The sequence below is a fragment of the Pseudomonas sp. LBUM1656 genome, from assembly GCF_059716065.1.
The window spans coordinates 2,550,058-2,573,973 of record NZ_CP166800.1; the positions used below are offsets into that span (position 1 = coordinate 2,550,058).

Consider the following 23,916-nt stretch of genomic DNA (forward strand, 5'->3'; position numbering starts at 1 on the left):
TCCATCCCACCACCCAACGAAGAGGATGCAACCATGAAGCAATCATCTGCCGAAATCATCCGTGAATACGGACCCTTTCCGGGCGTCGACAGCGTGCATGGCGTTTCTTATGACGGTCAGCACGTCTGGTTCGCTTCCGGAGAAAAACTCAACGCCCTCGACCCGACCAGCGGGAAGACGCTGCGCTCGCTTGATATCGCCGCGCATGCCGGGACAGCCTTTGACGGCCAGCACCTGTTCCAGATCGCCGAGGATCGCATTCAGAAAATCGATCCTTCCAACGGCCGGGTACTCGGCACCATTCCGGCGCCCGGCGGGGGTGGCGACTCAGGGCTCGCGTGGGCCGAAGGCACGCTGTGGGTCGGGCAGTATCAGGAACGCAAGATCCATCAGATCGACCCCGACACCGGCAAGATTCTGCGCACGATCGAGTCTAACCGCTTCGTCACCGGCGTGACCTGGGTGGAAGGTGCGCTGTGGCACGGCACCTGGGAAGGAGAGGAAGGGGAATTGCGGCGAGTAGACCCAAACACCGGCGAGGTGCTTGAAAGCCTTACGCTGCCAACCGGTGTCGGCGTGTCAGGGCTTGAGTCCGACGGTGCGAACCGGTTTTTCTGCGGAGGGGGGAACAGCGGCAAGGTGCGGGCCGTTCGTCGGCCCGCCTCATCCTAGAACGTGAACGCTCGGGAAGACCGAGGCGCGCTTTGCGCCAATTCGATCTCCAGCAGGTGTTCCACCAAAACGTCATTGAGAAAGCGGAACTGATCGTTGAGACCGACCACTTCATTGTTGAAGTGGTTGGCGGCGGCCGGTATCAGCAATGCCTCGAATTTTTTGTCAAACACCAGTGACAGTGTTTTACGGGAGACGAATGCCTGGGAATAGTAGTTGTTGCCGAACACCGGGAAACTGACGGAGAGGGTGATGGCGTGGATCATGATCTGCGCTCCTCGGCGAGGACAATGTAGGAAAAGACAGTCAAGGTCACGGCCGTCAGGGCCAGGCAGGTCACAGGCAGGTCAGCAGATGGATCAACATGATTTTCCCCTCCGATGTGGGCTTTTGCCTTGAGATGGGTTGATCCTGCGCCTGGCGGTTTTTTAGCGGAAGGCGATCATCGCGATGGTGAGTATCGACGGCGTTGATGGTGGTCTTCAGGGCCCCTTTGCGAGCAAGCCCGCTCCCACATTGTCGAGTTCACCAAAACCCAATGTGGGAGCGGGCTTGCTCGCGAAGGCGGCCTGAAAATCACCACCATCCCCAAGCGAACAAATCCCGACACCTATACTCAAATAAATAGGCTTTTCGAGCTCCGGACATTCCGTCCGGGGATCACTGTAGGAAACCGCGATCTTGAACCTGCGTTCGCTGATCGTCGCCGTGATGGTGGTGTTGGCGGGATGCGCCACGCCTGCGCGTGCCCCGGTGGTGGCGCCGATCGTAGTGGTGTCCGAAAGCAACTGGCGCCAGGTGGATCAGGAGATTGTCGCAGCCTCCCAATCGGCCACCGAACAGACCAAAATCTACGCCCGTGGCGCCATGGATTACTGGCGCACCCGGGTCTACCAACTGACCGAAGAAAACTTCATTCCCTGGTTCAGCAGTTACTGGACCCAGGAATGGCTGTCGGTGAAGGTCAGCTGGTACAGCCTCAGTGCCCAGGGCGAGCAGGATGCCTCGGCCAAGCGCCTGGCGGCCTATCTGCTGGAGCAATACCAGAAGCGCGTGTTGGCGCCGGTGGCGGTGGAGATCGATCCCGACGCGATTCTCGGCCTGGCCACGGCCTTCTACGTGGACATTATTCAGGAAGAGTTGCAGCGAATCTCCCAGCGCCACGGCATACCGATGGCCCAGCTCAACGGCCGCCTCCAGAAAATCCCCGCCATTGCACTGGGCCCGCCGCCTGCTCGCGACGCGTCGCTGTATCAGGTCGTGCACACCCAGCCGCTGAACACGTTGCCGGCCTACGCGGCGTTGATCGAGAAGATCCACAAGGCGGGCGGCGACAAAGGGGTGGAAAACACCGACACCGCCATGGCGCCGGTGGCCAAGCGCGCCAGTCAGCGAATTGAGGCCGAAATGGCCCCGCGGGGAGCGGCCAGCGCGGTGGCGGCAGCCGCCGGGAAACTGGCCGGCGCCCTGATTTCGGTGGGGGTGGCAGGCGTTCGGGCGATTATTCAGGCCAACGACCGGCCGGACAGCGAGGCGCTGATTCGCAGCAGTCTGGGCAACACGTTCGACAAGGCCTGGACGAAACTGGTGCAGAACCCGACCACCGGCGTGATGGCAGGAACGCTGTACATGGCGGCGCAGATCGAGGGCAACCTGGCGGGGAGTGCCGACGTACCGTCGGTCAGTTCGGGCAATGGCGCTGTCGATTGGAGCCCCATGGAAACGACTAGCCAGCAGACCGTTCCATAACCGAAGGAGAAACACCATGTCCTACGTTGATGGCTTCCTCGCTGCCGTACCCACCGCCAATCGCGAAAAATTCAAGAAACACGCCGAAACTGCGGCGGTCATTTTCAAGGAGAGCGGCGCGCTCAGCGTCGCTGAATGCTGGGGCGACGATGTGCCCGACGGGAAGGTGACTTCGTTTCCCATGGCAGTAAAACTCAAGGAAGACGAAACCGTGGTCTTCAGCTGGATCATCTGGCCGGACAAGGCCACCCGTGATGCAGGCATGGACAAACTCATGAACGATCCGCGGATGCAGCCGGACGTCAATCCGATGCCCTTCGATGGCCAGCGCCTGGTCTATGGTGGTTTCGAGATGATCGTGAAGGCCTGATCCCGACGAAAGGATCACTCCGGCGACGGGGTGATCCTGCAGCTCTTGCGGTTGCGGATTTCGCTGTCTGTCGGCCGCTCCCTGACGAACTCGAAGCGCGGCTCACCTTCGCTATAGTGAACCAGCCAGCCCCATTCCAGCTCGGACTCATCCTGACCCGGTTTCGGTGGCATTGCCCACCATGGCTCTTTGCTGATGATTGCTCGCATGGCCCCCTCCCGTTGATTCGGTTGGTTCAACTATAACGTGCATGTCAGGAGCTGCCAGGCATGACTGACGAATCCCATGAGCCGTCCAAACGGCTGTTTTTCGCACTCCATTGCCCGCCCGAGCAACGCAAGGCTATTGCCCAATGGCGCAGCGCACTTGAGCTGCGCAGCGGGCGCCCGGTGCCGGCGGAAAACTTCCACCTGACGTTGTTGTTTTTGGGGGCTGTGGGGGTGGCGCAAATCGGCGAAATTTGCACAGCGGCGGCAAAGGTTCGCGTACCGGGTGTGCCGTTGAGGTTGGCGCTGGATCGACTGGATGTCTGGCGCAGGGCAGGGGTTCTGGTGCTGGCGCCGGAGCAGGCACCGCCGGAGTTGCTGCGTCTGGTGTATGCGCTGGAACAGGCGATGTTGCCGTTTGGCTTTGAGGAGGCGCCGAAGGAGTTTCGACCGCACTTGACCTTGATGCGCGACTATCGAGTGCCGGTGCCTGAATCCGCGACGCCGCCCGAGTTTTTCCTGCGGGCTGATCGCTTTGTCTTGTTTGAATCCCATAAGGGACGGTATCGGGCGTTGGCGGAATGGCCACTCGTCCCCTCATAAAAAAAGGCGCCCGAGGAGGGCGCCCGAATTCACCTGAACCGAGGAAGCCAGGTGAGGCCGTTCGTCAGAGAGGGTGCAGCGGTGGTAAGGCGCTGCGTGAACGGAAACTTTGACACTGATCGTTCCCTCGCTCCGCGTGGGAATGCCTCCACGGACGCTCCGCGTTCGGCTTTGGAAGGGGCGCGGAGCGTCCCGGGCTGCATTCCCACGCGGAGCGTGGGAACGATCATCAGATACGCGCGACTATTTCCCGAGCTTCACCCGCGTCCAGCCCCGGGTCATTACCCGCTGAACGCCGATCGGCATATCCGGAATCGCATACAGCGTCGCCATCACGTCTTGCGGTGGATACGACCCCGGATCATCGCGGATCGCCTCATCCACCAACGGCGTGGCCGCTGCGTTGGCATTGCTGTAGCCGATATTGTTGGTGATCTCGGCGATGATGTCCGGGCGCATCAGGAAGTTCATGAACAGGTAGGCGTTTTCCACGTTCGCCGCGTCCCGCGGGATAGCGACCATGTCATAGAAGCTGCCGGCGCCTTCTTTCGGAATGCTGTAGTCGATCTTCACTTTGTCGCCCGCTTCCTGGGCGCGCGCCTTGGCCTGCAACACGTCGCCGGAGTAACCGACCGCGACGCAGATGTTGCCGTTGGCCAGGTCGGAGATGTATTTCGACGAATGGAAATACGCCACCGACGGCCGGATCTTCATGAACAGCGCTTCGGCTTCTGCGATTTGAGCCTTGTCCTGGGAATTCACCGGGTAGCCCAGGTAGTGCAGGGCGGCCGGGAGCATTTCGGTGGGCGAATCAAGGAAACTGATGCCGCAGGCTTTCAGTTTTTCCGCGTTTTCCGGTTTGAACAGCAGGTCCCAGGAGTTGGTCGGTGCATTGGCGCCGAGCACTTCCTTGACCTTGGCCGGATTGAAGCCGATGCCGATCGAACCCCACATGTACGGGAAGGCGTGACCGTTATCCGGGTCGCTCGCGGAGGCATTTTTCAGCAGCACCGGGTTGAGGTTTTTCCAGTTCGACAGCTTCGACTTGTCCAGTTCCTGATAGACACCGGCCTTGATTTGCTTGGCCAGGAAACTGTTGGACGGCACGACGATGTCGTAGCCGGACTTGCCGGCGAGCAGGCGCGCCTCAAGGGTTTCGTTGCTGTCGAACACATCGTAGGTCACGCGAATGCCGGTCTCGTCTTCGAACTTCTTGACCGTGTCCGGGGCGATGTAATCCGACCAGTTATAGACACGCAGAACCTTGTCATTGGCCTGGGCGCCGGTAGTCATTGCGCCCAATAAGGACAGTGTCAGCAGAGTCCTGCCAAACATTTTCATCGGTACAACTCCAATTCTTTTTTATTCAAGTACGCAAAACAATTGCAGCCTTCGCGCACCCCTTGTAGCAGCTGGCGAAGCCTGCGTTCGGCTGCGAAGCAGTCGTGAATTCAGACACTGCGGTTCTTTCAGGAAGATTGAATTCGCAGGGTTTACGACTGCTTCGCAGCCGAACGCAGGCTTCGCCAGCTGCTACAAAGTGTGCGTGCTGCCGGCACTTAGGCCGTTGCTCCCACCATTTTCTTTTCAGGCTGCTGCCACGATTCGCTGGCAGTCTGGTCCATCGCTTCCTGGATCGCCCGTTTACGGGTGGCTTCGGCGCGGCGGCTGAAGTACCAGACCATGAACGTCACAATCGATACCGCCAACAGAATCAGACTGGCCACGGCATTGATCTCAGGCTTCACACCCAGACGCACCGCCGAGAACACTTCCATCGGCAAGGTCGTCGAACCCGGCCCCGACACAAAACTTGCCAGCACCAGATCATCCAGCGACAAGGCAAACGACATCATGCCGCCGGCCGCCAGTGACGGCGCGATCATCGGAATGGTGATCAGGAAAAACACCTTGAACGGCTTCGCCCCGAGGTCCATGGCCGCTTCTTCGATGGACAAGTCCAGCTCACGCAAGCGCGCCGAAACCACCACCGCGACATAGGCGGCGCAGAACGTGGTGTGGGCGATCCAGATCGTGACGATGCCACGCTCCATCGGCCAGCCGATCAACTGCGCCATCGCCACGAACAGCAGCAACAGCGACAGACCGGTAATCACTTCCGGCATCACCAGCGGCGCCGTCACCAGTCCGCCAAACAAGGTACGACCCTTGAAACGCGTCACTCGTGTCAGCACGAATGCCGCCAGCGTCCCCAAAGCCACCGCCGCAATCGCCGTGTAGCAGGCGATTTCCAGCGAGCGCACCACCGAGCCCATCAGTTGCGTGTTGTCGAGCAAACCGGCGTACCACTTGAGCGACCATCCACCCCAGACGGTGACCAGCTTGGAGGCGTTGAACGAGTAAATCACCAGAATCAGCATCGGCAGGTAGATAAACGACAGGCCGAAAACCAGCATGAACTTTGAAAATCCGAAACGTTTCATCCCCGTGCCTCCATCTCTTTGGCCTGGCTGCGGTTGAACAGCAGAATCGGCACAATCAGGATCAACAGCATCACCACCGCCAGCGCAGACGCCACCGGCCAGTCGCGGTTGTTGAAGAATTCTTGCCACAGCACGCGACCGATCATCAGCGTCTCCGGACCGCCCAACAGTTCCGGAATCACGAACTCGCCGACCACCGGAATGAACACCAGCATGCAGCCGGCGATGATCCCGTTCTTGGCCAGCGGCACAGTGATTTTCCAGAAGTTGTTGAAGTTGCTCGAACCCAGGTCAGACGCGGCTTCCAGCAGACTTTGATCGTGCTTGACCAGGTTGGCGTACAGCGGCAGCACCATGAACGGCAAGTAGGCGTAAACCACACCGATATACACGGCGGTGTTGGTGTTGAGGATCTCGATCGGGTGATCCGTCAGCCCGGTCCACATCAAAAACCCGTTGAGCAAACCGTTGTTGCTGAGAATGCCCATCCACGCGTAAACGCGGATCAGGATCGCAGTCCAGGTCGGCATCATGATCAGCAGCAGTAAAACGTTTTGCGTTTCCTTGTTCGCCTTGGTGATCGCGTAGGCCATCGGGAAACCGATCACCAGGCACATCAGCGTGCTTAAAAACGCGACCTTCAATGAGCCGAAGTAAGCCGAGATGTACAGCTCATCCTGGGTCAGCAGCGAGTAGTTGCCGAGGTTCAGCAGCAGCTGGAATTTCTGCTCGGCGAAGGTGTAGATCTCCGAGTAGGGAGGAATGGCCAGCGCCGCTTCCGAGAAGCTGATCTTCATCACCAGGAAGAACGGCAACAGAAAAAACAGGCACAGCCACAGGAACGGAATCCCGATGACGAGCTTTCGACCACTCGGCATCAGCCGCATGAACTGCTGATTGAGTGTTTTCATGAGCGCAGTACCACGCCGCTGTCGTCTTCCCACCACACGTAGACTTTGTCGTCCCAGGTCGGACGTGCGCCACGGCGTTCGGCGTTGGCCATGAACGATTGCACGACCTTGCCGCCAGGCAGCTCGACGTAAAACACCGAGTGACCGCCGAGATAGGCGATGTCATGCACTTTGCCTTCGGACCAGTTGTAGCGGGTGTCCGGCTTGAGGGTGCTGACCAGCATTTTTTCCGGGCGGATCGCGTAGGTGATCGACTTGTCCTGCACCGAGGTGCTGACGCCGTGACCGACGTAAATCTTTTGCTCCAGGTCTGGGCTGTGAATGATCGCGTGACCTTCAAGGTCTTCCACCACCGTGCCTTCGAAGGCGTTCACGTTGCCGATGAATTCGCAGACCATGCGGCTGACCGGTGCTTCGTAGATGTCGACCGGGCTACCGATCTGCGCGATCCAGCCCAGGTGCATGATCGCAATGCGCTGGGCCATGGTCATGGCCTCTTCCTGGTCGTGGGTCACCATCACGCAGGTCACGCCGACGCGCTCGATGATTTCCACCAGCTCCAGTTGCATCTGCGAACGCAGCTTTTTATCCAGTGCGCCCATCGGTTCGTCGAGCAGCAACAGCTTCGGACGTTTGGCCAGGGAGCGGGCGAGGGCTACACGCTGACGCTGACCGCCAGACAACTGATGGGGTTTGCGTTTGGCGTACTGGGTCATGTGCACCAGGCGCAGCATTTCTTCAACGCGGGCGTCGATTTCGCTGGCGGGCAAACGGTCCTGCTTGAGGCCGAAGGCAATGTTCTGCGCCACCGTCATGTGCGGGAACAACGCGTACGACTGGAACATCATGTTGATCGGCCGTTCGTACGGCGGCATGTCGGTGATGTCGACGCCGTCGAGGAAAATCCGCCCTTCGGTCGGGCGCTCGAAACCAGCGAGCATGCGCAGCAGGGTCGATTTGCCAGAGCCGGAACCGCCGAGCAGGGCGAAGATTTCGCCTTGATGGATCTCAAGCGAGACATCGTCTACTGCGCAGGTTTCGTCGAATTTCTTGGTGACGCGGTCGACTTTCACCAGCACCTTTTTCGATGTCTGGTGACCTTCAAGAGCCTTCCTGTAAGTGCTGGAGGCGTTTGCCATGTGAAACTCCCAACAGGTTTCAGTCGTCGGGCCAACGCGGCCTGACTTAATAGTGGATTGCAAGCCCGGGGCGGGCGATGCCAGTGAGTCCAGCAGTGGTTACCTGTGGGAGCGGGCTTGCTCGCGAAAGCGGTGTATCAGGCAACATCAATGTCGACTGACACTCCGCCTTCGCGAGCAAGCCCGCTCCCACATGGACCGCGCCTGACTCACTGACATCGCCCATACGGCTCGGGCTAATTCGGCGCCGCCATCCTGGCTGCCTGGGTCGTACTTGTTGTTATTGCAGTGTGTTGTTTCGCAAGTCACGGACGCGCAAAGGCACGCCCGCCTGACTCGCGGGGGCAGTAAATTTGTGTTTTAGGTCAGCGGGTTTTACGCAGCGCGGCCCGTCGCCGGCACGCATCGCCGAACGCCTGGAAAATACTCAAGTAAGGCGGGTTCGCCAGGACCTGCCATTCGGGGTGCCATTGCACGCCGACGGCAAACGCCTTGCTGTGCTCCACCGAAATCGCCTCGATCAAACCGTCCGGCGCGATGGCTTCCGAGCGCAAGCCCGGCGCCAGTCGATCAATGCCCTGGCTGTGAATCGAATTGACCCTGAACTCGGCCGGCAACTCCAGCGCTTCGAACACGCCGCCCGGTTGCACCGTCACCGCATGCGCCGGAGCGTATTGCACCGCCAGCTCCGGACTGTCGGCTTCCCGGTGATCGAGCATGCCCGGCAGTTCATGCACCTTCTGATGCAGGCTGCCGCCAAACGCCACGTTCATTTCCTGAAAGCCGCGGCAGATGCCGAGCACCGGCACGCCCGCCGCAATGGCTGCACGTAATAAAGGAAGGGTGGTGGCGTCCCGCGCCGGATCGTGATCCGTGCCGGGCGCGCTGGCCGGGCCTTGATAGTGGAAGGGTTCCACATTCGAAGGTGAGCCGGTCAGCAGCAGACCGTCGAGATGCGCCAGCACATCCTCGATGTCAGTCAATTCGCCTAAGGAAGGAATGACCACAGGCAGCCCCAGAGCCGCGACGCTGACAGCACGCAAGTACTTGTCGCCGCTGACGTGGTAGGGGTGCAGGCCAATCTGTTTGACGCACGCAGTAACGCCGATCAATGGCTTGAATGCCATTTTTATCACCTCGAAGTTTCACACTTGAACGAGCTTTTCCGGAGCTTAGCCTTGTTGATTTTAATTAACAACTCTCATGTAAAAAATTCTAAACGCCGTGCGTCTGATCCTGAGGTTTTACGCGGTGCGCAGGACTTGATTGGCACTCTCGTGCCCATAAAAGGCCAGAAAATAAAGGTTGAGCGGCCAAGTGTTCGCTATTGACTTCACTTTGCCGTTCGGGTTGACTGGGCTCGCAACAAGGTAGTGAACATAATAATTAACAGCTAATAGGTGCAAAATGTCGGTCCCTCTGCGTGCCGTTCAACTCAACGAAGCAAACGCATTCCTTAAGAAATATCCTGAGGTTTTGTACGTCGACCTTCTGATTGCGGATATGAACGGTGTGGTGCGCGGCAAGCGCATCGAGCGCACCAGTCTTCATAAGGTTTACGAAAAAGGCATCAACCTCCCGGCATCTCTGTTTGCTCTGGACATCAACGGTTCTACGGTGGAAAGCACCGGCCTGGGTCTGGACATCGGCGACTCGGATCGAATCTGCTTCCCCATTCCTGGCACCCTGAGCATCGAGCCGTGGCAGAAGCGCCCGACCGCTCAGTTGCTGATGACCATGCACGAGCTGGAAGGCGAGCCGTTCTTTGCCGATCCACGCGAAGTGCTGGCCAACATCGTGCGCAAGTTCGACGATCTGGGCCTGACCATCTGCGCGGCGTTCGAGCTGGAGTTCTACCTGATCGACCAGGACAACGTGAACGGTCGTCCGCAGTCGCCGCGTTCGCCGGTATCGGGCAAGCGTCCGGTGTCGACCCAGGTCTACCTGATCGACGACCTCGACGAATACGTCGATTGCCTGCAAGACATCCTCGAAGGCGCGAAAGAGCAGGGCATTCCTGCCGACGCCATCGTCAAGGAAAGCGCCCCGGCGCAGTTCGAAGTGAACCTGCATCACGTCAATGACCCGATCAAGGCCTGCGACTACGCGGTGTTGCTCAAGCGTCTGGTGAAGAACATCGCCTACGACCACGAGATGGACACCACGTTTATGGCCAAGCCGTATCCGGGTCAGGCGGGCAACGGTTTGCACGTGCACATTTCGATTCTCGACAAAGAAGGCAACAACATCTTTGCCAGCGAGGATCCCGAGCAGAACGCCGCGCTGCGACACGCGATCGGCGGTGTGCTCGAGACCCTGCCGGCGCAGATGGCCTTCCTGTGCCCGAACGTCAACTCGTACCGTCGTTTCGGCGCGCAGTTCTACGTGCCGAACTCGCCAAGCTGGGGCATCGACAACCGTACCGTTGCCGTGCGAGTGCCGACCGGTTCGCCGGACTCGGTGCGCATCGAACACCGCGTGGCGGGCGCCGATGCCAACCCGTACTTGCTGATGGCGTCGGTGTTGGCGGGTATTCACCACGGCCTGACCAACGAAATCGAGCCGGGCGCCCCGGTGGAAGGCAACAGCTACGAGCAAAACGAGCAGAGCCTGCCGAACAACCTGCGCGATGCCCTGCGCGAACTGGACGACAGCGAAGTCATGTCGCGCTACATCGACCCGCTGTACATCGACGTGTTCGTGGCGTGCAAGGAAAGCGAGCTGGCCGAGTTCGAGAACTCCATCTCCGACCTTGAGTACAACTGGTATTTGCATACGGTTTGATGCTGCATCCCCGATCAACTGTGGGAGCGGGCTTGCTCGCGAAGGCGTCGGCACATTCAACACAGATGTCGCCTGACACACCGCTATCGCGAGCAGGCTCGCTCCCACAGGGGATTGCATTTCAAGTTTTAACTGACGATCAACTATTCCTCTGCGTCGAGTCACAACCATGACAAACACTCGCAGCGACTGGGAGCAACGCTTCCAGTCCCTCACCATCGAAAGCCGCGCCTTCATCGACGGCCAATATCGCCCGGCACTCAGCGGTGACACCTTTGAATGCATCAGCCCGGTCGACGGCCGTTTCCTGGCCAACGTCGCCAGCACCGACGAAGCCGACGCCAACGAAGCCGTAGCCGTCGCGCGCCGCACATTCGAATCCGGCATCTGGGCCAATCTCGCCCCGGCCGAGCGCAAGCGCATCCTGATCCGCTTCGCCGACCTCATCCTGGCCAATCAGGAAGAACTGGCCCTGCTCGAAACCCTCGACATGGGCAAACCAATCAACGACTCGATGAACATCGACATCCCTGCGACCGCCAACGCGATCCGCTGGAGCGCCGAGGCCATCGACAAGATCTACGACGAAGTCGCCGCCACGCCGCACGACCAACTCGGCCTCATCACCCGTGAACCTGCGGGCGTGGTAGCCGCTATCGTGCCGTGGAACTTCCCGTTGATCATGGCCAGCTGGAAGTTCGCCCCGGCCCTGGCCGCGGGCAACTCGTTCATCCTCAAACCTTCGGAAAAGTCGCCACTGACCGCGATTCGCATCGCCCAGTTGGCGCTGGACGCCGGTATCCCGAAAGGCGTGTTCAACGTCCTGCCAGGCTACGGTCACACCGTCGGCAAGGCGCTGGCATTGCACATGGATGTCGACGTGCTGGCCTTCACCGGCTCGACCGCGATTGCCAAGCAACTGCTGATCTACGCCGGGCAAAGCAACATGAAACGCGTCTGGCTCGAAGCAGGGGGGAAGAGCCCGAACGTGGTGTTCGCCGACGCGCCGGATTTGCGCGCGGCAGCACAAGCGGCGGCGGGTGCGATTGCCTTCAACCAGGGCGAAGTCTGCACCGCCGGTTCGCGCTTGCTCGTGGAGCGCTCGATTCGCGAGCAGTTCATTCCGCTGCTGGTGGAAGCGCTGCAGGCCTGGAAACCGGGCCACGCGCTGGACCCGGAAACCACCGTCGGCGCCGTCGTCGATCAGCGACAACTGGACAACGTGTTGCGCTATATCCAGGTCGGCAAAGACCAGGGCGCGCAACTGATCGCGGGCGGGAGTCGCACCCTCGAAGCCACCGGCGGCCTGTACGTGGAACCGGCGATTTTCGACGGCGTGACCAATGCCATGACCATCGCCCGGGAAGAAATCTTCGGCCCGGTGCTGTCGCTGATCACCTTCGACACCGCTGAAGAAGCCCTGGCCATCGCCAACGACAGCATCTTCGGCCTGGCCGCCGGCGTCTGGACCAGCAACCTGAGCAAGGCCCACACCTTCGCCCGTGGCCTGCGCGCCGGCAGCGTCTGGGTCAACCAGTACGACGGCGGCGACATGACCGCGCCGTTCGGCGGGTACAAGCAGTCGGGTAACGGTCGGGACAAATCGCTGCACGCGTTCGACAAATACACCGAACTCAAAGCGACCTGGATCAAGCTCTAACACCCATAAAAAAAGCGACGGTCGCCGGCACACTGCCGGTGGCCATCGGAGAAACCTATGAAACAAACGCACGTAAACAGCTACTACGCCGCCACCCGTAACTTCACCGGTGACTTCCCAGTCCTGGAACAAGCGGTGGACTGCGACGTCTGCATCATCGGCGCTGGCTACACCGGTTTGTCCTCGGCCCTGTTCCTGTGCGAAGCGGGTTACAGCGTGACTGTGCTCGAAGCCGCCAAAGTCGGATTCGGCGCCAGCGGTCGCAACGGCGGCCAACTGGTCAACTCCTACAGCCGCGACGTCGACGTCATCGAAGAGCGCTACGGCGACAAGACCGCCGAAGTCCTCGGCAGCATGATCTTCGAAGGCGCCGACATCATCCGTCAGCGCATACAACACTACGACATCCAGTGCGACTACAAGCCGGGCGGCATCTTCGCCGCGCTGAACAAGAAGCAGCTCAAAGGCCTAGCCGAGCAGAAAAGCAGCTGGGAACGTTACGGCAACAAGAATCTGAAGATGCTCGACGCGGCGGACATCAAGCGCGAAGTCGGTTGCGACAACTACGTCGGCGGCCTGCTCGACATGCAGGGCGGCCACATCCACCCGCTGAACCTGGCCCTCGGCGAAGCCTCGGCCATCATCGGCCTGGGCGGCAAAATCTACGAGCAATCGGCTGCGGTGGAAATAACCTATGGCGAGCCGATCACCGTGCGCACCGCCAAAGGCATCGTGCGCGCCAAGTACCTGCTGATCGCCGGCAACGCCTACCTGCCGCAAGACCTCGACAACCGAGTCACCCGCAAAAGCATGCCGTGCGGTTCGCAAATCGTCGTCACCGAGCCGTTGTCGGAAAAGGTTGCGCGTAGCCTGATCAAAAACAACTACTGCGTCGAAGACTGCAACTACCTGCTCGACTACTACCGCCTCACCGCCGACAACCGTCTGCTGTACGGCGGCGGCGTGGTCTACGGCGCTCGTGAGCCGGACGACATCGAACAGCTGATCAAACCGAAAATCCTCAAGACCTTCCCGCAACTGAAGGACGTGAAAATCGACTACCGCTGGACCGGCAACTTCTTGTTGACCATGTCCCGCATGCCACAATTCGGCCGCATCGAGAAAAACGCCTATTACATGCAAGGCTACAGCGGCCACGGCGTCACCTGCTCGCACCTGGCCGGCAAACTGATCTCGGAAATGATCCGTGGCGATGCCGAACGCTTCGATGCCTTCGCTTCGCTTCCGCACATGCCCATGCTCGGCGGCCGCACCTTCCAGGCCCCACTCACCGCCATGGGCGCCGCGTATTACGCACTGCGTGATCGCTTCGGCATCTAAGCCCAACGCAGAAACCCTGTGGGAGCGAGCCTGCTCGCGATGAGGCCATATCAGTCGCCATCAATGTCGTCTGACACACCGCCATCGCGAGCAAGCTCGCTCCCACAGGGGATTGGCGGCGTACACAATCTCGGCTAACACCACTGATCACTGTGGGAGCGGGCTTGCCCGCGAAGACGGCGGCACAGTCACTAATGATGTTGACTGAAACACCGCATTCGCGAGCAAGCCCACTCCCACAATTCACATCACTGAACTAGCTGCCATCACCACCCAACAACCTTTTTACCCAGCCACTTATCGATCCTGCTGAGCAACACCACCAAACGTGATTTAATACCCGCCTTTCACATTTCCGGGACAGGGAAGCGGTACTTTCGCGGCCAAAAGTCGCCCGCCATCCACCCCCATAACCCTTAAGTATTTCTCGCATAAGGCTGTCATGGACACGGGCTCACGACTCAAATTAGTACGCGAAAGCTACAAACTGTCCCAGCGCGAGCTGGCCCGGCGTAGCGGCGTCACCAATGCCACCATTTCCCTGATCGAACAGAATCGCGTCAGTCCCTCCGTCAGCTCCCTGAAAAAACTGCTCGAAGGCATTCCTATGTCTTTGGCGGACTTCTTCACCTTTGATCAACCGCCGCGCGAACATCAGTACGTATTCCGCGCCAATGAACAGCCGGATCTTGGCCGTCATGGACTGCGGTTGCTGCTGATCGGCGCTTCGGTGCCGAGCCGGCAGATGCGTCTGTTGCGGGAGCAATACGCACCGGGTGCGAGTTCGGGGGAAGAGCCGATCGTGCATTCTGAAGGGGAGGAGTGTGGGCTGGTTACGCGGGGGACTGTTGAGCTGACGGTTGATGGGCAGATTAGTGTGCTCAATGCGGGCGACGGCTATTACTTCCCGACGACGCTGCCTCACAAGTTTCGCAATATCGGCCAGGATGAAGCGGAAATCATCAGCGCTAACACTCCAGCCAACTTCTGATATCAAAACGGACACCCTGTAGCGCCTGCCGAAGGCTGCGTCCGCGGCCAACGCCGATGGGCAGCAACTGCTACAGGGTTTAAACAAGTAAATGGACTTCACCTCATGACCGCACTCCGTATTCGCGCCCTCGCACTCTGCATCTTCCACCACGACGGCAAGATACTGGTCAACGAAGCACTGGACCCCGTTACTGGAAAGCCATTCTTGCGCCCAATCGGTGGCGGAATCGAGTTTGGCGAAACCAGCGCCCAGGCCGTAATACGTGAAGTCGATGAAGAACTCGGTTTATCCATCACCGATGTTCGCCTACTCGGCACGCTCGAAAACATCTTCACCTATGCCGGCACGCCCGGGCACGAAATTGTGCAGGTCTATGATGCGAAATTCGTAGATGCCAGCGTCTATGAACTGACCCACTTGAACGCTCAAGAAAGCGATGGTGCTGCCTTTATTGCAAAGTGGCTGCCGCTCGACAGTATTACTGGCGATACGCCGCTGGTTCCTGCCGGGTTGTATGAGCTGCTGGAGAAGGTCGCACCTGTCAGGTATACGCCAGCAGTCGACCGCAGAGCACCACGCTGATCCATAACATAATCGAAAAAATCGCCTGTATTTTTGCTATTCCAGGCGCCGCGGTGTCGGTGTTCCACCTATCTACTGAACGGAAGACACCAACATGGAAAAGAGCCGCATTGAGGCCCGCAATGCCGATCAAGCACAGCTTCAGAATAAAAACGCCATTGGATGCGAAGTCGTGCGGATGGGCTGAAAACATCATCAGCCCGGCTGGAACTATCAATAGCAGCGCCGCAACTCCCCACCTCAGGAGGTGGCGAGCCAGTGCCGTCACCGGAAGATCTCTCGACAGCCCGAGTACCCTCAGGTCGAACATGACGACCGAGCCGACCAGCACCACGAATCCAATGATGTGAACCACTTCGACTATCGGATACAGCCATATTTCGCTTCGCATGGCCGACCCGAGTTGCGAGTCACCCACATAGTCCAGCCAGCTCCCCAGGCCCGATCCACCGCTGGTGCTGGTTGTCTGCATCAGCGTAACTCAGTGGTTTTGTTGTCGACCGTGATGCGTTCTGCGCGCAGTTCATCGGGGTTGCTGCGATTCTGATAGCCAACCACCAGCGCGCGCTTGCCGACACTCAGCATTTCCGGGGAAAGTCCACGGTTCTCCATGCGCGAGGGTGGCGCCAGCACGACGTTCCAGGTTTTGTCGTCGGTCTTCAGGCGAACGAACCCATGCGGGTGGGAATAGCCGGACTCCTCGATCGTTCCGTCCAGCTGCAAGGGTTTGCTCGAATCGTACTCACTCCAGCCGTGATGAGCGAACACCGCCGATGCCACCAGTAACAATGAGAATCCAAGGGATGCAAGCAAGCGCTTCATGATGCGACCTCCTGTTACGGATCATTGATGACCGTCAGCCCGTTCTGATCAGGAACAGGTCAATCCGGAGAATCTATAAAAATAGTACAAATTCGCGACGTGGGGAGGCCGGCCTATTTCCCCCTCAAAATTGACAATTCGGATCATCCAAAACACTATCGACCCATGACCTACATTTCCCGCATGAACATGATGTGCACTTCCATGACCGCCGCTGGCGGGCCGTGAGGTCACGCGTTCGCAGGATTTGACGTAGTGACCCAAAGCCCCGCCAGAAATGGACGGGGCTTTTTAGTTCTCCGTCCACCGATGGCTCAAGGAGAATGAAATGCTCGAGATCAGACGCGCCCAGCCCAGCGATGCCCAAACGGCATTCGATATCCGCCTTCAGGCGATACGGCACCAATGCATCGGGGCTTATACCGCAGAACAAATGTTCGCCTGGACAGCCGGAGCCGCCAAGGATGGGTATGGCGATTTAGTGGAAAAACACTTTTATCTGGGCTGTATTCAGGGTGAACCGGTGGCGACAGGGATGCTTGATCTGGAGAACAGCGAAATCGGCGCGATCTTTGTGCTGCCGGAATTCATGGGGCAAGGCATCGGCTTGAAGATGCTCGACTACCTGGAATGCCTGGCGCGGGAGTTGGGTCTGAAGGAGGTCAATCTGGACGCTACGTTGAACGCGGCTGATTTTTACCGGCGCTGCGGTTTCGTGGGTGACGAACCTGCTGTTTACCATTCACCGTCAGGGCTTCAGTTGGCGTGTGTGCCTATGGTGAAGGGGCTATTTCGTTGATTGGGAAAGGCGGGCAGGGGTAAAAACAGGTCATGAAAAACCCGCAGTGATGCGGGTTTTTTGTGGCTGAAATTTGCTTGCGGCTTCTACCTGGTTCAATCCGTGAACCGTTCAATCATCGCTTCATGGATTCGCACTGGTTACGCAGGTCGCTGTTGCTGATACTCGCACAGCTCCCGTTACCTATTTTGGCATTACAGTAGTTGCGCTGGTCGCTGTCATTGATGTTGGCGCAACTGCCGCTACCGCTGCCGGTCTCCGCGTTGCAGGTATTGCGCAAATCCGAGTTGTTGATACTCGCACAGCTCCCGTTACCTATTTTGGCATTACAGTAGTTGCGCTGGTCGCTGTCATTGATGTTGGCGCAACTGCCGCTGCCGCTGCCGCTGCCGCTGCCGGTCTCCGCGTTGCAGGCATTGCGCAAATCCGAGTTGTTGATACTCGCACAGCTCCCATTACCTGATTTGGCATTACAGTAGTTGCGCTGGTCGCTGTCGTTGATGTTGGCACAACCGGCGTAGGCATACCCGCTAAGCATCAAAAGCACCGCAATGATCAGTCTCATTACACACGTCCATGGTTTTGACAGGAAACAGCCTGACGCTGGTTGATCCAAGTTGTCTCTCAGATGGACCGCTCACTCATTGCGTCTGCAATAAAGGTGACCAATAAAGGTGACAGATCTATTTAAATAAACAGATCTGTCACCGTTGGAAATACCTGATTCATGCAAGCGCATCGAAAAGGCACGCGACAGGGTTTAACCGACGGCAGTTTTATCAGCCCCGTCAGCGTGCTGTTCAACTAGGGAGCCAAGGATCTGCACTGATTGCGCAGACCGTCGTCCTTGATGTTTTGACAACCTCCCGAGCCTTGCTTGGCCTTGCAGTAATTGCGTTGGTCATCGTCGCGAATGTTTGCGCAATTACCGCCATCCGTTTCCCCTTTGCAGGCATTGCGCATGTCGTCGTCCTTAATGTTTTGGCATCCCCCCGAACCCTGCTTGGCCTTGCAAAGGTTGCGTTGGTCATCGTTGCGAATGTTTGCACAATCACCCGTACCTTCCGTTTCCGCTTTGCAGGCATTGCGCTGGTCGTCGTCTTTAATATTCTGACAGCCGCCCCGACCCTCCCGGGCCTTGCAATAGTTGCGCTGGTCATCGTTGCTAATGTTTTCGCAACTGGCGTAAACGTAGCTGCTGAACATCAGCATCACCGCGAGGATTAGTCTCATCACACACGTCCATGGTTTGCCAGGAATCAGCCTGACGCTGGTGGCCCCACTGACAAGACGTCGTGGTGCGCCATCATATCGACATCAGTTTGTAGATAAGTTCCAAGGTACAACTGAGAGGGCGAGGAGAGCGATAAAAATGCCTGTATCCAAGGAACGGGCATTTGGTTTTCCAATGTGGGGTGGCCCCGACATCAGGTGACAGGTCTATTTAAATTAGATCTGTCACCGTTTTTCGAATGACCCGCCAACTCAAGATTCCACCACCTCAATCGTCCATTCGCCCAGCACATTCTTCGTGACGTATTGGAACGGCACAAATATTCCATATGCTTCGAGGTAGACGTAAATGTCGGTGCTGTATTGGTAAGCATCTTTTATGCAGCTGAGTACCTTGGCAGTCCCGGTCAAACTCGGGTGATACGTGCTGGCGGGTTTCTGCGACTGCACCTCACAGCTGTATCTGTCGTGGACCGGCACCAGGGCTCTGGGACCTTTCCCGCCGTTGGTGTATTGAAGCCGCATTTCCTGCGCCGTGTATCGCAGGAGTGCGCCGACCGGCATGTGCGCCCAATCGCCCTCGAAGCTGAGGTTCGTCAGCGCCTTATCCTCGATCGATATTTCACCTGCACGAGTTCTGTATTTACTTTCACCCAAGTCAATCAGGCCCCGGAAAGTGGCTTTGACCCACTGACTTCCTTGCTTTTCAAAACGCTCCGTCAGTTGATTGCCTGCCTCGCTTGAAAGGTATGTCGAGTCACGCCCGTTGAGCCGCACGCCTTCATCCGAATACTGTCTTGGCACGGAGTTGTCCTTGAACACTCGCCGCAGGTGCCGAATGCTTTTCTCCGGTTTGGGCATATTCAATGCCTCGATGGCTTTCAACACCGGGGCGGCAACGATGGGGACCGGTAATTCGAAAGGCGACTGCTCACGCCCTTCAAATGGTTTGTATTGGTCCAGCGACTGCGGTTTGCCACAGGCCACTTGAACCAACTGACGCTCATCGGCTCCGAGGCTTTGCGAGCCAATAGCTTTGAGATCTGTCTGCACGTTTCCAGCGAGCACACGACTGTGAGTATCAAGGTAGAAACGGCTTAACGCGGTCAGTTGTTGCAGGGCGCAGTTGGCCGTCCACCGCTGGCGTACCTGCCCATACAAGACTTTTCCGTCGGGCACCAACATTTCGCCGGGCTGTACCCGAGCCGTCCAGAAAGTCACCTCATCACCTTTTACTCTCAGGCTGCTGCGGTCGATTATCTGCCAATCCTGATGCTCGGGTGCCGAGAACACGCGCCATTGAGGAGGTGCTGTCTGGGCACACACTTGCTTCAACTGCGCACTTTGCAGGTACTGGCTCTTTTGTTCGGCAGGTAATTGCCGGGACTCCTCCGAACGCCCCCTCGGGTTGGCGGCGAATAGCGACATTCCCGCTTTGCTGTAGTACGCCATTTGCGCATCCGGCTGGCTGCAGTTGGCGTCGAAACGTGCCAGATAGTGGAGTTCCGGACTTGGGGACGAAGCCACGATATAGGTGATCCGATCTCCCTCGCGAATGATCGAGTTCGGCTCGGGTGTCTCGAACAGCACACTGTTGAAAACCGAAAAACCCGGCTGGGCCTCAGGTGTTGTGATTTGAGCGGGTTTTGTTGCTTGGCATCCAGAGAGGATCACGGCAACGGTAAGCAGTGAAAAAAAGCGGGAAGGGCGGAACGTGGCATCCATGCGGGTGTACTTCATTGAAAGAGTGATGGCATATTAACATGAGTGCTGGCTGCCAAATAGAACGGTGCTTATAGCAACAAACAGGCCTCCGGATTTCAGGGCTGCTACTCAAATTATGGAGAGGCGAGGATGACTGGAGAGGTTTTGAAGTCGAAGTTGGTCAATTTCTTGGTGGCCGATGTCGAGGTGAACTATGACAACGTCGACGATTTATATTCCATGGCTGAGGCTGGCAATGTGGACGCGTTGGGCGATGTGCTGGAGGCCTTCAAGGAAGCATACGGAGGACTTTGGGTTGGCGGGAAGATGGTGCTGACTCAAACCGCAGTTCACTTGAGCGCAAATGCCATGAACCGCCTCGTTCAGGATGGGACGCTGGATGTTGAGCTCCCACTGGCATTAGTTCGAAAGGTCACTATTGAGGGTGGGTTCATGACGAAGATCATCCGTTTGGATACCAGCGCTGGTAGCGTTAAATTCCGCTGTTTTGGTGCGAAGGACGTCGCTGCGTTGATAGAGAAGATGATCCTCTCGCCAACTCGACAGGCCTGAATAGAACAAAAAACCCGCAACTCAATGCGGGTTTTTTTACGACTCAACTCTGATCACTGACTCTTTGGTACATCAAACCCACGCTGTTCAATCACCCGAAACACATCGCTCACATCCTGGACCATGATCCGGGCGATGTTGGTCACGGTGTTGATGTCGTGTTCGGCGTAGTCGGGGAGGCTGGTGCAGGCCATGAGGTTGAGGTATTTGAGGACGGCGTTGAGGCGTTCGCTTAGGCAGTTGTGGAGCTCGCGCAGTGGGGCGTCGTAGTCGATGAGCAGGACGGGGTAGTCGGTGGCGAGCTGGGACATTGGGGTGAAGCGGCGGGGCGGATTGTTTGTGGACATTAGGATGAGCTCTTCAAGGAATTATGAGGCGCCACCTTTTCTGCTGCGAAACAAAGGGGTGGCAGCTATGTGCGGGTTCGCAGACCGGAGAAGAGATCAAAGCCGGCAGACCCGAAGGTCTCCCACACACAGCCGCCATAAAACGTAACGGCGGCAAAGTTTGCCACAGTTGTTTTTAGCGGTGTGATCACTTCTGGAGGGCTGCGAAACCCAATCGCTGACTTTGGTCAGCGATGGTTCGAATATAGGCGGCGATTTTGGTGGCTGCAAACAGGGGTGTAGGACGTAAATCGGTGTTTTGTGGCTGATGGCGAAGACTATGTTCGGCTGAGCAGCAGTCGTTTAATCAGAGGTTGTTTAATGTCAGGTGGACCGTGCGTGCTGGATTTGCGGCTGCTGCGCAGCCGAACGCAGGCTTCGCCAGCTGCTACAGGATGTGTGCATGTTTAAAAGTTCGGTGGGGTTTGGGACGGCTTCGCCTCTCAGCGGGAGCAAGTTCCCTCGTCACAGAGGGTGATTTCCCACATGATTTTCGGAGATGAAAATCAAAGAAAAGCAGCCTCTGTTGCGTGGTCATTAAGCGTGGCCGGAGAGGCACGGCTTCATTCATAGCTTTTCATAAACCACTTCGAAATTAGATCCCAGTTCGATTTGGATAGTGGCGAGCAGGGCGTGCGCCGCAGAATCGAACCGTGTGTACTCCTCTGATTCCCAAGGGCCGGGATCTGGTGGGTAGTCCCAGTTTAGAGATGTGTCATGCCAGCGTGTCAATTCATTCAGAGACGTTCGGGTTTTGTCAGTAAGCGGTAGCTGATCTTCAATTGGGCCTACCGAAAATTGTTCGCGTGCGGCTTCGTTCCCGCACCACAACACGCCGCCACCCCATTCGAACATCAAGCGTATAACGAATTTTTGTTTCATCGCGCTGTTCCGGCGGGGGTAATAGTGCCCGAGATGGTAGCGGTAATTTTAAAGGGCAACCATCCACAACAGCTGGTGAGACCTGAAACAGATTTCAGATGTACCTGCAAAAGTAAATTGTGCTTTGAGTCAGTCAGAATAAACAAAGCCCCAAATCATCGGGGCTTTGTCATTTCAAATTGCGCAGTTTTCTAATCCTTATCGCGGACCATCCGACCTCATTGCCCAGCCTGCGGCGAATGCGGATTGTGCTCAGTGTGCTTCGGTCCCGCCAACGCCCACGCCACCACCCCAATCAGCGGCACAAACACGATCACGACGATCCACAAGAGTTTGTTGCTCGATTTGCCTTGGGCTTTGCGAACTCGGTTGATTGCCCATAGCTCGACCAGCAAAAGGACTACGGTCAGTACGATCCAGATTGTTTCGATTTGCATTGGTCACCCTCCAGATAGTCTCTCCGTTAGGTGGGTTGTGGTGGGCAGGGTTCATTTAATTTTTGGGGGACGTAAGCGGGGGTTGCTCGCGATGGTGGTCTGTCAGTCAAATTAATATTGGCTGTCAGGACCTCTTCGCGGGCAAGCCCGCTCCCACAGGGGATTGGGGGGTTAGTTAGATCGAGTTGGCCAGTTTCCCGGTTGAGAGGCGGCGTTTGTAGGCGGTGTCGCGGTTGGCCAGCCAGTAGTAGAGCGGGGAGGTGATGAGCAGGCCGACCAGCCAGGACAGGTCAGCGCCGTTGATGTGCTCGGAGATCGGCCCGACATACAGCGGCGTGTTCATAAACGGAATCTGCACCGCAATCCCGATCGCATACGCCAGCAACGCCTGCGGGTTGTAGCGGCCGTAGATCCCGCCATCGACTTTGAAGATCGAGTTGATGTCGTACTGACCTTTGTGAATCGCATAGAAGTCGATCAGGTTGATCGCGGTCCACGGCACCAGCACCACGAGCAGCACCAACACCATGTCGACGAAGTGGCCGATGAAGTTGGCGGAGGCGCCGACGGCGGCGAAGCAGCAGGCGGCGAGGATGACTATCGAAAGCACGGCGCGGCTTTTGGCGGTGGGGATCCAGCGGTAGGCGAAGGTTTGGATCAGGGTGATCAGCGACAGCACGGCGCCGTAGAGGTTGAGGGCGTTGTGGCTGATGACGCTGAGCAAAAACAGCACGAGCATCAACGGGCCGATGGAGCCAGTGGCGAGTTTGACGGCGTCCATGGTGTCCATGCCGACGGGCGTGGCGAGGACGGCGACGGCGCCGAAGATGAACGAGAGGCTGGAGCCGAGGACGGTGCCGAGATACGTGGTCCAGAACGTTGCGGCGACGGGCACGTTGGCCGGCAGGTAGCGCGAGTAGTCGGAAACGTAGGGCGCGAAGGCGATCTGCCAGAGTGCGGCGAGGGACACGGTGGCCAGCCAGCCGGAGATGTTGAAGCTGCCACGGGTGAGGAAATCGGCGGTCTGCACGTGAGTGAAGATGTAGCCGAAGCCGAGCACGATGCCGGCGCCGAGCACCCAGGTGCCGATGCGGTTGAGCACGTGGATGAAGCGGTAGCCGATGATGCCGATGATGCCCGAGCCGAGGGCGCCGATGACGATGCCCACGGGCACCGGGACGCTGTCGACGACGCCGTGCAGGGATTTGCCGGCGAGGACGATGTTGGAGGCGAAGAAGCCGATGTACATGATGCCGGCGATCAGCACCACCAGCAGCGCGCCGAGGGAGCCGAACTGGGCTCGGCTCTGGATCATTTGCGGGATGCCCATCTGCGGGCCTTGCGCCGAGTGCAGCGCCATCAGCACGCCGCCGACCAGGTGGCCGACGAGAATGGCAACGATGCCCCACACCAGGTTGAGGTGAAACATCTGCACGCCGAGGGCGCCGGTGACGATGGGCAGCGGGGCGATGTTGCCGCCGAACCAGAGGGTGAACAAGTCGCGGGTTTTGCCGTGGCGATCTTCGGGCGGCACGTAGCCGATGGTGTGTTTTTCGATGAGCGGGGCGGCGGTTGTTGCGGTGGTAACCATGACGGACTCCAAGGCAATTTGAGTACGTGGACGT

The 23,916-nt window shown here is 58.1% G+C and carries 27 protein-coding genes; 11 read left to right on the forward strand and 16 right to left on the reverse strand.

Annotated elements, in window-relative coordinates; translation table 11 throughout:
• Positions 1-33: 33 nt before the first annotated feature.
• On the forward strand, positions 34-672 hold the full coding sequence (locus ACA072_RS11585; protein WP_497624414.1) for a Vgb family protein: 639 nt from the start codon (positions 34-36) through the stop codon (positions 670-672).
• Here ACA072_RS11585 and ACA072_RS11590 read toward each other — a convergent pair.
• Positions 669-938: a hypothetical protein gene (locus ACA072_RS11590; RefSeq protein WP_497624415.1), complete on the reverse strand. Its 270-nt coding sequence runs from the start codon at positions 936-938 to the stop codon at positions 669-671. The two genes, ACA072_RS11585 and ACA072_RS11590, sit on opposite strands and share 4 nt — an antisense overlap.
• Before the next feature lie 415 nt (positions 939-1,353).
• Between ACA072_RS11590 and ACA072_RS11595 the strand changes: the two genes are divergently transcribed.
• Positions 1,354-2,421 (forward strand): hypothetical protein, encoded by a 1,068-nt coding sequence (locus tag ACA072_RS11595; RefSeq protein ID WP_497624416.1) that lies wholly within the window; start codon positions 1,354-1,356, stop codon positions 2,419-2,421.
• 16 nt (positions 2,422-2,437) lie between these two features.
• Entirely contained in the window at positions 2,438-2,791 is a 354-nt protein-coding gene (locus ACA072_RS11600) for a DUF1428 domain-containing protein (protein ID WP_438660366.1), read from the forward strand.
• Positions 2,792-2,805: 14 nt separating this feature from the next.
• Here ACA072_RS11600 and ACA072_RS11605 read toward each other — a convergent pair whose 3' ends face one another.
• Positions 2,806-3,000 (reverse strand): hypothetical protein, encoded by a 195-nt coding sequence (locus ACA072_RS11605; protein ID WP_497317210.1) that lies wholly within the window; start codon positions 2,998-3,000, stop codon positions 2,806-2,808.
• A gap of 60 nt (positions 3,001-3,060) precedes the next feature.
• Between ACA072_RS11605 and thpR the strand changes: the two genes are divergently transcribed.
• Complete coding sequence (gene thpR, locus ACA072_RS11610; RefSeq protein ID WP_497624417.1) at positions 3,061-3,600, forward strand: RNA 2',3'-cyclic phosphodiesterase; 540 nt, start codon at positions 3,061-3,063, stop codon at positions 3,598-3,600.
• A gap of 243 nt (positions 3,601-3,843) precedes the next feature.
• Here the strand turns inward: thpR and ACA072_RS11615 are convergent, their stop codons facing one another.
• The 5 genes from ACA072_RS11615 to ACA072_RS11635 all read right to left on the reverse strand — a co-directional run bounded on the left by ACA072_RS11615 (position 3,844) and on the right by ACA072_RS11635 (position 9,221).
• Positions 3,844-4,941 carry a polyamine ABC transporter substrate-binding protein gene (locus ACA072_RS11615; protein WP_497624418.1) on the reverse strand — a complete coding sequence of 366 codons (1,098 nt, stop codon included), beginning with the start codon at positions 4,939-4,941 and terminating at the stop codon, positions 3,844-3,846.
• Positions 4,942-5,159: 218 nt separating this feature from the next.
• Entirely contained in the window at positions 5,160-6,044 is an 885-nt protein-coding gene (locus ACA072_RS11620; RefSeq protein ID WP_497624419.1) for an ABC transporter permease subunit, read from the reverse strand.
• The gene (locus tag ACA072_RS11625) at positions 6,041-6,922 is read right to left on the reverse strand and encodes an ABC transporter permease subunit (RefSeq protein WP_167362304.1); all 882 of its coding nucleotides are present in this window, start codon (positions 6,920-6,922) and stop codon (positions 6,041-6,043) included. Before ACA072_RS11625 ends, ACA072_RS11620 begins: the two co-directional genes overlap by 4 nt.
• Before the next feature lie 29 nt (positions 6,923-6,951).
• The gene (potA, locus tag ACA072_RS11630) at positions 6,952-8,094 is read right to left on the reverse strand and encodes a polyamine ABC transporter ATP-binding protein (RefSeq protein ID WP_497624420.1); all 1,143 of its coding nucleotides are present in this window, start codon (positions 8,092-8,094) and stop codon (positions 6,952-6,954) included.
• A gap of 365 nt (positions 8,095-8,459) precedes the next feature.
• A complete protein-coding gene (locus tag ACA072_RS11635; protein WP_497624421.1) occupies positions 8,460-9,221 on the reverse strand; it encodes a gamma-glutamyl-gamma-aminobutyrate hydrolase family protein in 762 nt (253 codons plus the stop codon).
• A 280-nt stretch (positions 9,222-9,501) separates the two neighbouring features.
• On the opposite strand from ACA072_RS11635, the gene ACA072_RS11640 reads away from it, so the two are divergent.
• The 5 genes from ACA072_RS11640 to ACA072_RS11660 all read left to right on the forward strand — a co-directional run bounded on the left by ACA072_RS11640 (position 9,502) and on the right by ACA072_RS11660 (position 15,455).
• Positions 9,502-10,878 carry a glutamine synthetase family protein gene (locus ACA072_RS11640; RefSeq protein WP_497624422.1) on the forward strand — a complete coding sequence of 459 codons (1,377 nt, stop codon included), beginning with the start codon at positions 9,502-9,504 and terminating at the stop codon, positions 10,876-10,878.
• A 169-nt stretch (positions 10,879-11,047) separates the two neighbouring features.
• Positions 11,048-12,538 (forward strand): aldehyde dehydrogenase, encoded by a 1,491-nt coding sequence (locus ACA072_RS11645; protein ID WP_497624423.1) that lies wholly within the window; start codon positions 11,048-11,050, stop codon positions 12,536-12,538.
• A gap of 57 nt (positions 12,539-12,595) precedes the next feature.
• Positions 12,596-13,879 (forward strand): NAD(P)/FAD-dependent oxidoreductase, encoded by a 1,284-nt coding sequence (locus ACA072_RS11650; protein WP_497624424.1) that lies wholly within the window; start codon positions 12,596-12,598, stop codon positions 13,877-13,879.
• A gap of 442 nt (positions 13,880-14,321) precedes the next feature.
• Positions 14,322-14,870 (forward strand): cupin domain-containing protein, encoded by a 549-nt coding sequence (locus ACA072_RS11655; protein WP_007946335.1) that lies wholly within the window; start codon positions 14,322-14,324, stop codon positions 14,868-14,870.
• Positions 14,871-14,975: 105 nt separating this feature from the next.
• Entirely contained in the window at positions 14,976-15,455 is a 480-nt protein-coding gene (locus tag ACA072_RS11660; RefSeq protein ID WP_497624426.1) for an NUDIX hydrolase, read from the forward strand.
• On the opposite strand, the gene ACA072_RS11665 is transcribed toward ACA072_RS11660, so the two are convergent.
• Positions 15,415-15,927 (reverse strand): DUF6644 family protein, encoded by a 513-nt coding sequence (locus ACA072_RS11665; RefSeq protein ID WP_497624427.1) that lies wholly within the window; start codon positions 15,925-15,927, stop codon positions 15,415-15,417. The genes ACA072_RS11660 and ACA072_RS11665 overlap by 41 nt on opposite strands.
• Positions 15,927-16,277: a DUF6152 family protein gene (locus ACA072_RS11670; protein WP_497624428.1), complete on the reverse strand. Its 351-nt coding sequence runs from the start codon at positions 16,275-16,277 to the stop codon at positions 15,927-15,929. Before ACA072_RS11670 ends, ACA072_RS11665 begins: the two co-directional genes overlap by 1 nt.
• A 328-nt stretch (positions 16,278-16,605) precedes the next feature.
• Here ACA072_RS11670 and ACA072_RS11675 point away from each other — a divergent pair, with 328 nt between their 5' ends.
• A complete protein-coding gene (locus tag ACA072_RS11675; protein WP_497624429.1) occupies positions 16,606-17,076 on the forward strand; it encodes a GNAT family N-acetyltransferase in 471 nt (156 codons plus the stop codon).
• Positions 17,077-17,191: 115 nt separating this feature from the next.
• Here the strand turns inward: ACA072_RS11675 and ACA072_RS11680 are convergent, their stop codons facing one another.
• From ACA072_RS11680 to ACA072_RS11690, 3 genes are all read right to left on the reverse strand, one after another.
• On the reverse strand, positions 17,192-17,641 hold the full coding sequence (locus ACA072_RS11680; protein ID WP_497624430.1) for a hypothetical protein: 450 nt from the start codon (positions 17,639-17,641) through the stop codon (positions 17,192-17,194).
• A 239-nt stretch (positions 17,642-17,880) separates the two neighbouring features.
• On the reverse strand, positions 17,881-18,309 hold the full coding sequence (locus ACA072_RS11685) for a hypothetical protein (protein WP_497624431.1): 429 nt from the start codon (positions 18,307-18,309) through the stop codon (positions 17,881-17,883).
• Between the two features lie 252 nt (positions 18,310-18,561).
• Positions 18,562-20,034: a hypothetical protein gene (locus ACA072_RS11690; RefSeq protein WP_497624432.1), complete on the reverse strand. Its 1,473-nt coding sequence runs from the start codon at positions 20,032-20,034 to the stop codon at positions 18,562-18,564.
• A 129-nt stretch (positions 20,035-20,163) separates the two neighbouring features.
• Here ACA072_RS11690 and ACA072_RS11695 point away from each other — a divergent pair, with 129 nt between their 5' ends.
• Positions 20,164-20,586 carry a hypothetical protein gene (locus ACA072_RS11695; RefSeq protein WP_497624433.1) on the forward strand — a complete coding sequence of 141 codons (423 nt, stop codon included), beginning with the start codon at positions 20,164-20,166 and terminating at the stop codon, positions 20,584-20,586.
• 53 nt (positions 20,587-20,639) lie between these two features.
• Here ACA072_RS11695 and ACA072_RS11700 read toward each other — a convergent pair whose 3' ends face one another.
• The 4 genes from ACA072_RS11700 to ACA072_RS11715 form a co-directional block, all read right to left on the reverse strand.
• Positions 20,640-20,933 carry a fructose-bisphosphate aldolase gene (locus ACA072_RS11700; protein WP_497624434.1) on the reverse strand — a complete coding sequence of 98 codons (294 nt, stop codon included), beginning with the start codon at positions 20,931-20,933 and terminating at the stop codon, positions 20,640-20,642.
• A 606-nt stretch (positions 20,934-21,539) separates the two neighbouring features.
• On the reverse strand, positions 21,540-21,854 hold the full coding sequence (locus ACA072_RS11705) for an immunity protein CdiI family protein (protein ID WP_462026762.1): 315 nt from the start codon (positions 21,852-21,854) through the stop codon (positions 21,540-21,542).
• A gap of 218 nt (positions 21,855-22,072) precedes the next feature.
• Positions 22,073-22,291 (reverse strand): PLD nuclease N-terminal domain-containing protein, encoded by a 219-nt coding sequence (locus ACA072_RS11710; protein ID WP_497624435.1) that lies wholly within the window; start codon positions 22,289-22,291, stop codon positions 22,073-22,075.
• Between the two features lie 175 nt (positions 22,292-22,466).
• The gene (locus tag ACA072_RS11715) at positions 22,467-23,882 is read right to left on the reverse strand and encodes a purine-cytosine permease family protein (protein WP_497624436.1); all 1,416 of its coding nucleotides are present in this window, start codon (positions 23,880-23,882) and stop codon (positions 22,467-22,469) included.
• Positions 23,883-23,916 lie beyond the last annotated feature (34 nt).

What these genes read in the sequence shown, in the direction of transcription:
- ACA072_RS11680 (WP_497624430.1), bottom strand. Translation starts at nt 17,641, where the DNA reads ATGAGACTGATCATTGCGGTGCTTTTGATGCTTAGCGGGTATGCCTAC.
- ACA072_RS11585 (WP_497624414.1), top strand. Translation starts at nt 34, where the DNA reads ATGAAGCAATCATCTGCCGAAATCATCCGTGAATACGGACCCTTTCCG.
- ACA072_RS11615 (WP_497624418.1), bottom strand. Translation starts at nt 4,941, where the DNA reads ATGAAAATGTTTGGCAGGACTCTGCTGACACTGTCCTTATTGGGCGCA.
- ACA072_RS11605 (WP_497317210.1), bottom strand. Translation starts at nt 3,000, where the DNA reads ATGCGAGCAATCATCAGCAAAGAGCCATGGTGGGCAATGCCACCGAAA.
- ACA072_RS11705 (WP_462026762.1), bottom strand. Translation starts at nt 21,854, where the DNA reads ATGAAACAAAAATTCGTTATACGCTTGATGTTCGAATGGGGTGGCGGC.
- thpR (WP_497624417.1), top strand. Translation starts at nt 3,061, where the DNA reads ATGACTGACGAATCCCATGAGCCGTCCAAACGGCTGTTTTTCGCACTC.
- ACA072_RS11645 (WP_497624423.1), top strand. Translation starts at nt 11,048, where the DNA reads ATGACAAACACTCGCAGCGACTGGGAGCAACGCTTCCAGTCCCTCACC.
- ACA072_RS11685 (WP_497624431.1), bottom strand. Translation starts at nt 18,309, where the DNA reads ATGAGACTAATCCTCGCGGTGATGCTGATGTTCAGCAGCTACGTTTAC.
- ACA072_RS11670 (WP_497624428.1), bottom strand. Translation starts at nt 16,277, where the DNA reads ATGAAGCGCTTGCTTGCATCCCTTGGATTCTCATTGTTACTGGTGGCA.
- ACA072_RS11690 (WP_497624432.1), bottom strand. Translation starts at nt 20,034, where the DNA reads ATGGATGCCACGTTCCGCCCTTCCCGCTTTTTTTCACTGCTTACCGTT.
- ACA072_RS11650 (WP_497624424.1), top strand. Translation starts at nt 12,596, where the DNA reads ATGAAACAAACGCACGTAAACAGCTACTACGCCGCCACCCGTAACTTC.
- ACA072_RS11675 (WP_497624429.1), top strand. Translation starts at nt 16,606, where the DNA reads ATGCTCGAGATCAGACGCGCCCAGCCCAGCGATGCCCAAACGGCATTC.
- ACA072_RS11600 (WP_438660366.1), top strand. Translation starts at nt 2,438, where the DNA reads ATGTCCTACGTTGATGGCTTCCTCGCTGCCGTACCCACCGCCAATCGC.
- ACA072_RS11660 (WP_497624426.1), top strand. Translation starts at nt 14,976, where the DNA reads ATGACCGCACTCCGTATTCGCGCCCTCGCACTCTGCATCTTCCACCAC.
- ACA072_RS11625 (WP_167362304.1), bottom strand. Translation starts at nt 6,922, where the DNA reads ATGCCGAGTGGTCGAAAGCTCGTCATCGGGATTCCGTTCCTGTGGCTG.
- ACA072_RS11590 (WP_497624415.1), bottom strand. Translation starts at nt 938, where the DNA reads ATGATCCACGCCATCACCCTCTCCGTCAGTTTCCCGGTGTTCGGCAAC.
- potA (WP_497624420.1), bottom strand. Translation starts at nt 8,094, where the DNA reads ATGGCAAACGCCTCCAGCACTTACAGGAAGGCTCTTGAAGGTCACCAG.
- ACA072_RS11665 (WP_497624427.1), bottom strand. Translation starts at nt 15,927, where the DNA reads ATGCAGACAACCAGCACCAGCGGTGGATCGGGCCTGGGGAGCTGGCTG.
- ACA072_RS11640 (WP_497624422.1), top strand. Translation starts at nt 9,502, where the DNA reads ATGTCGGTCCCTCTGCGTGCCGTTCAACTCAACGAAGCAAACGCATTC.
- ACA072_RS11620 (WP_497624419.1), bottom strand. Translation starts at nt 6,044, where the DNA reads ATGAAACGTTTCGGATTTTCAAAGTTCATGCTGGTTTTCGGCCTGTCG.
- ACA072_RS11700 (WP_497624434.1), bottom strand. Translation starts at nt 20,933, where the DNA reads ATGTCCACAAACAATCCGCCCCGCCGCTTCACCCCAATGTCCCAGCTC.
- ACA072_RS11635 (WP_497624421.1), bottom strand. Translation starts at nt 9,221, where the DNA reads ATGGCATTCAAGCCATTGATCGGCGTTACTGCGTGCGTCAAACAGATT.
- ACA072_RS11715 (WP_497624436.1), bottom strand. Translation starts at nt 23,882, where the DNA reads ATGGTTACCACCGCAACAACCGCCGCCCCGCTCATCGAAAAACACACC.
- ACA072_RS11655 (WP_007946335.1), top strand. Translation starts at nt 14,322, where the DNA reads ATGGACACGGGCTCACGACTCAAATTAGTACGCGAAAGCTACAAACTG.
- ACA072_RS11695 (WP_497624433.1), top strand. Translation starts at nt 20,164, where the DNA reads ATGACTGGAGAGGTTTTGAAGTCGAAGTTGGTCAATTTCTTGGTGGCC.
- ACA072_RS11710 (WP_497624435.1), bottom strand. Translation starts at nt 22,291, where the DNA reads ATGCAAATCGAAACAATCTGGATCGTACTGACCGTAGTCCTTTTGCTG.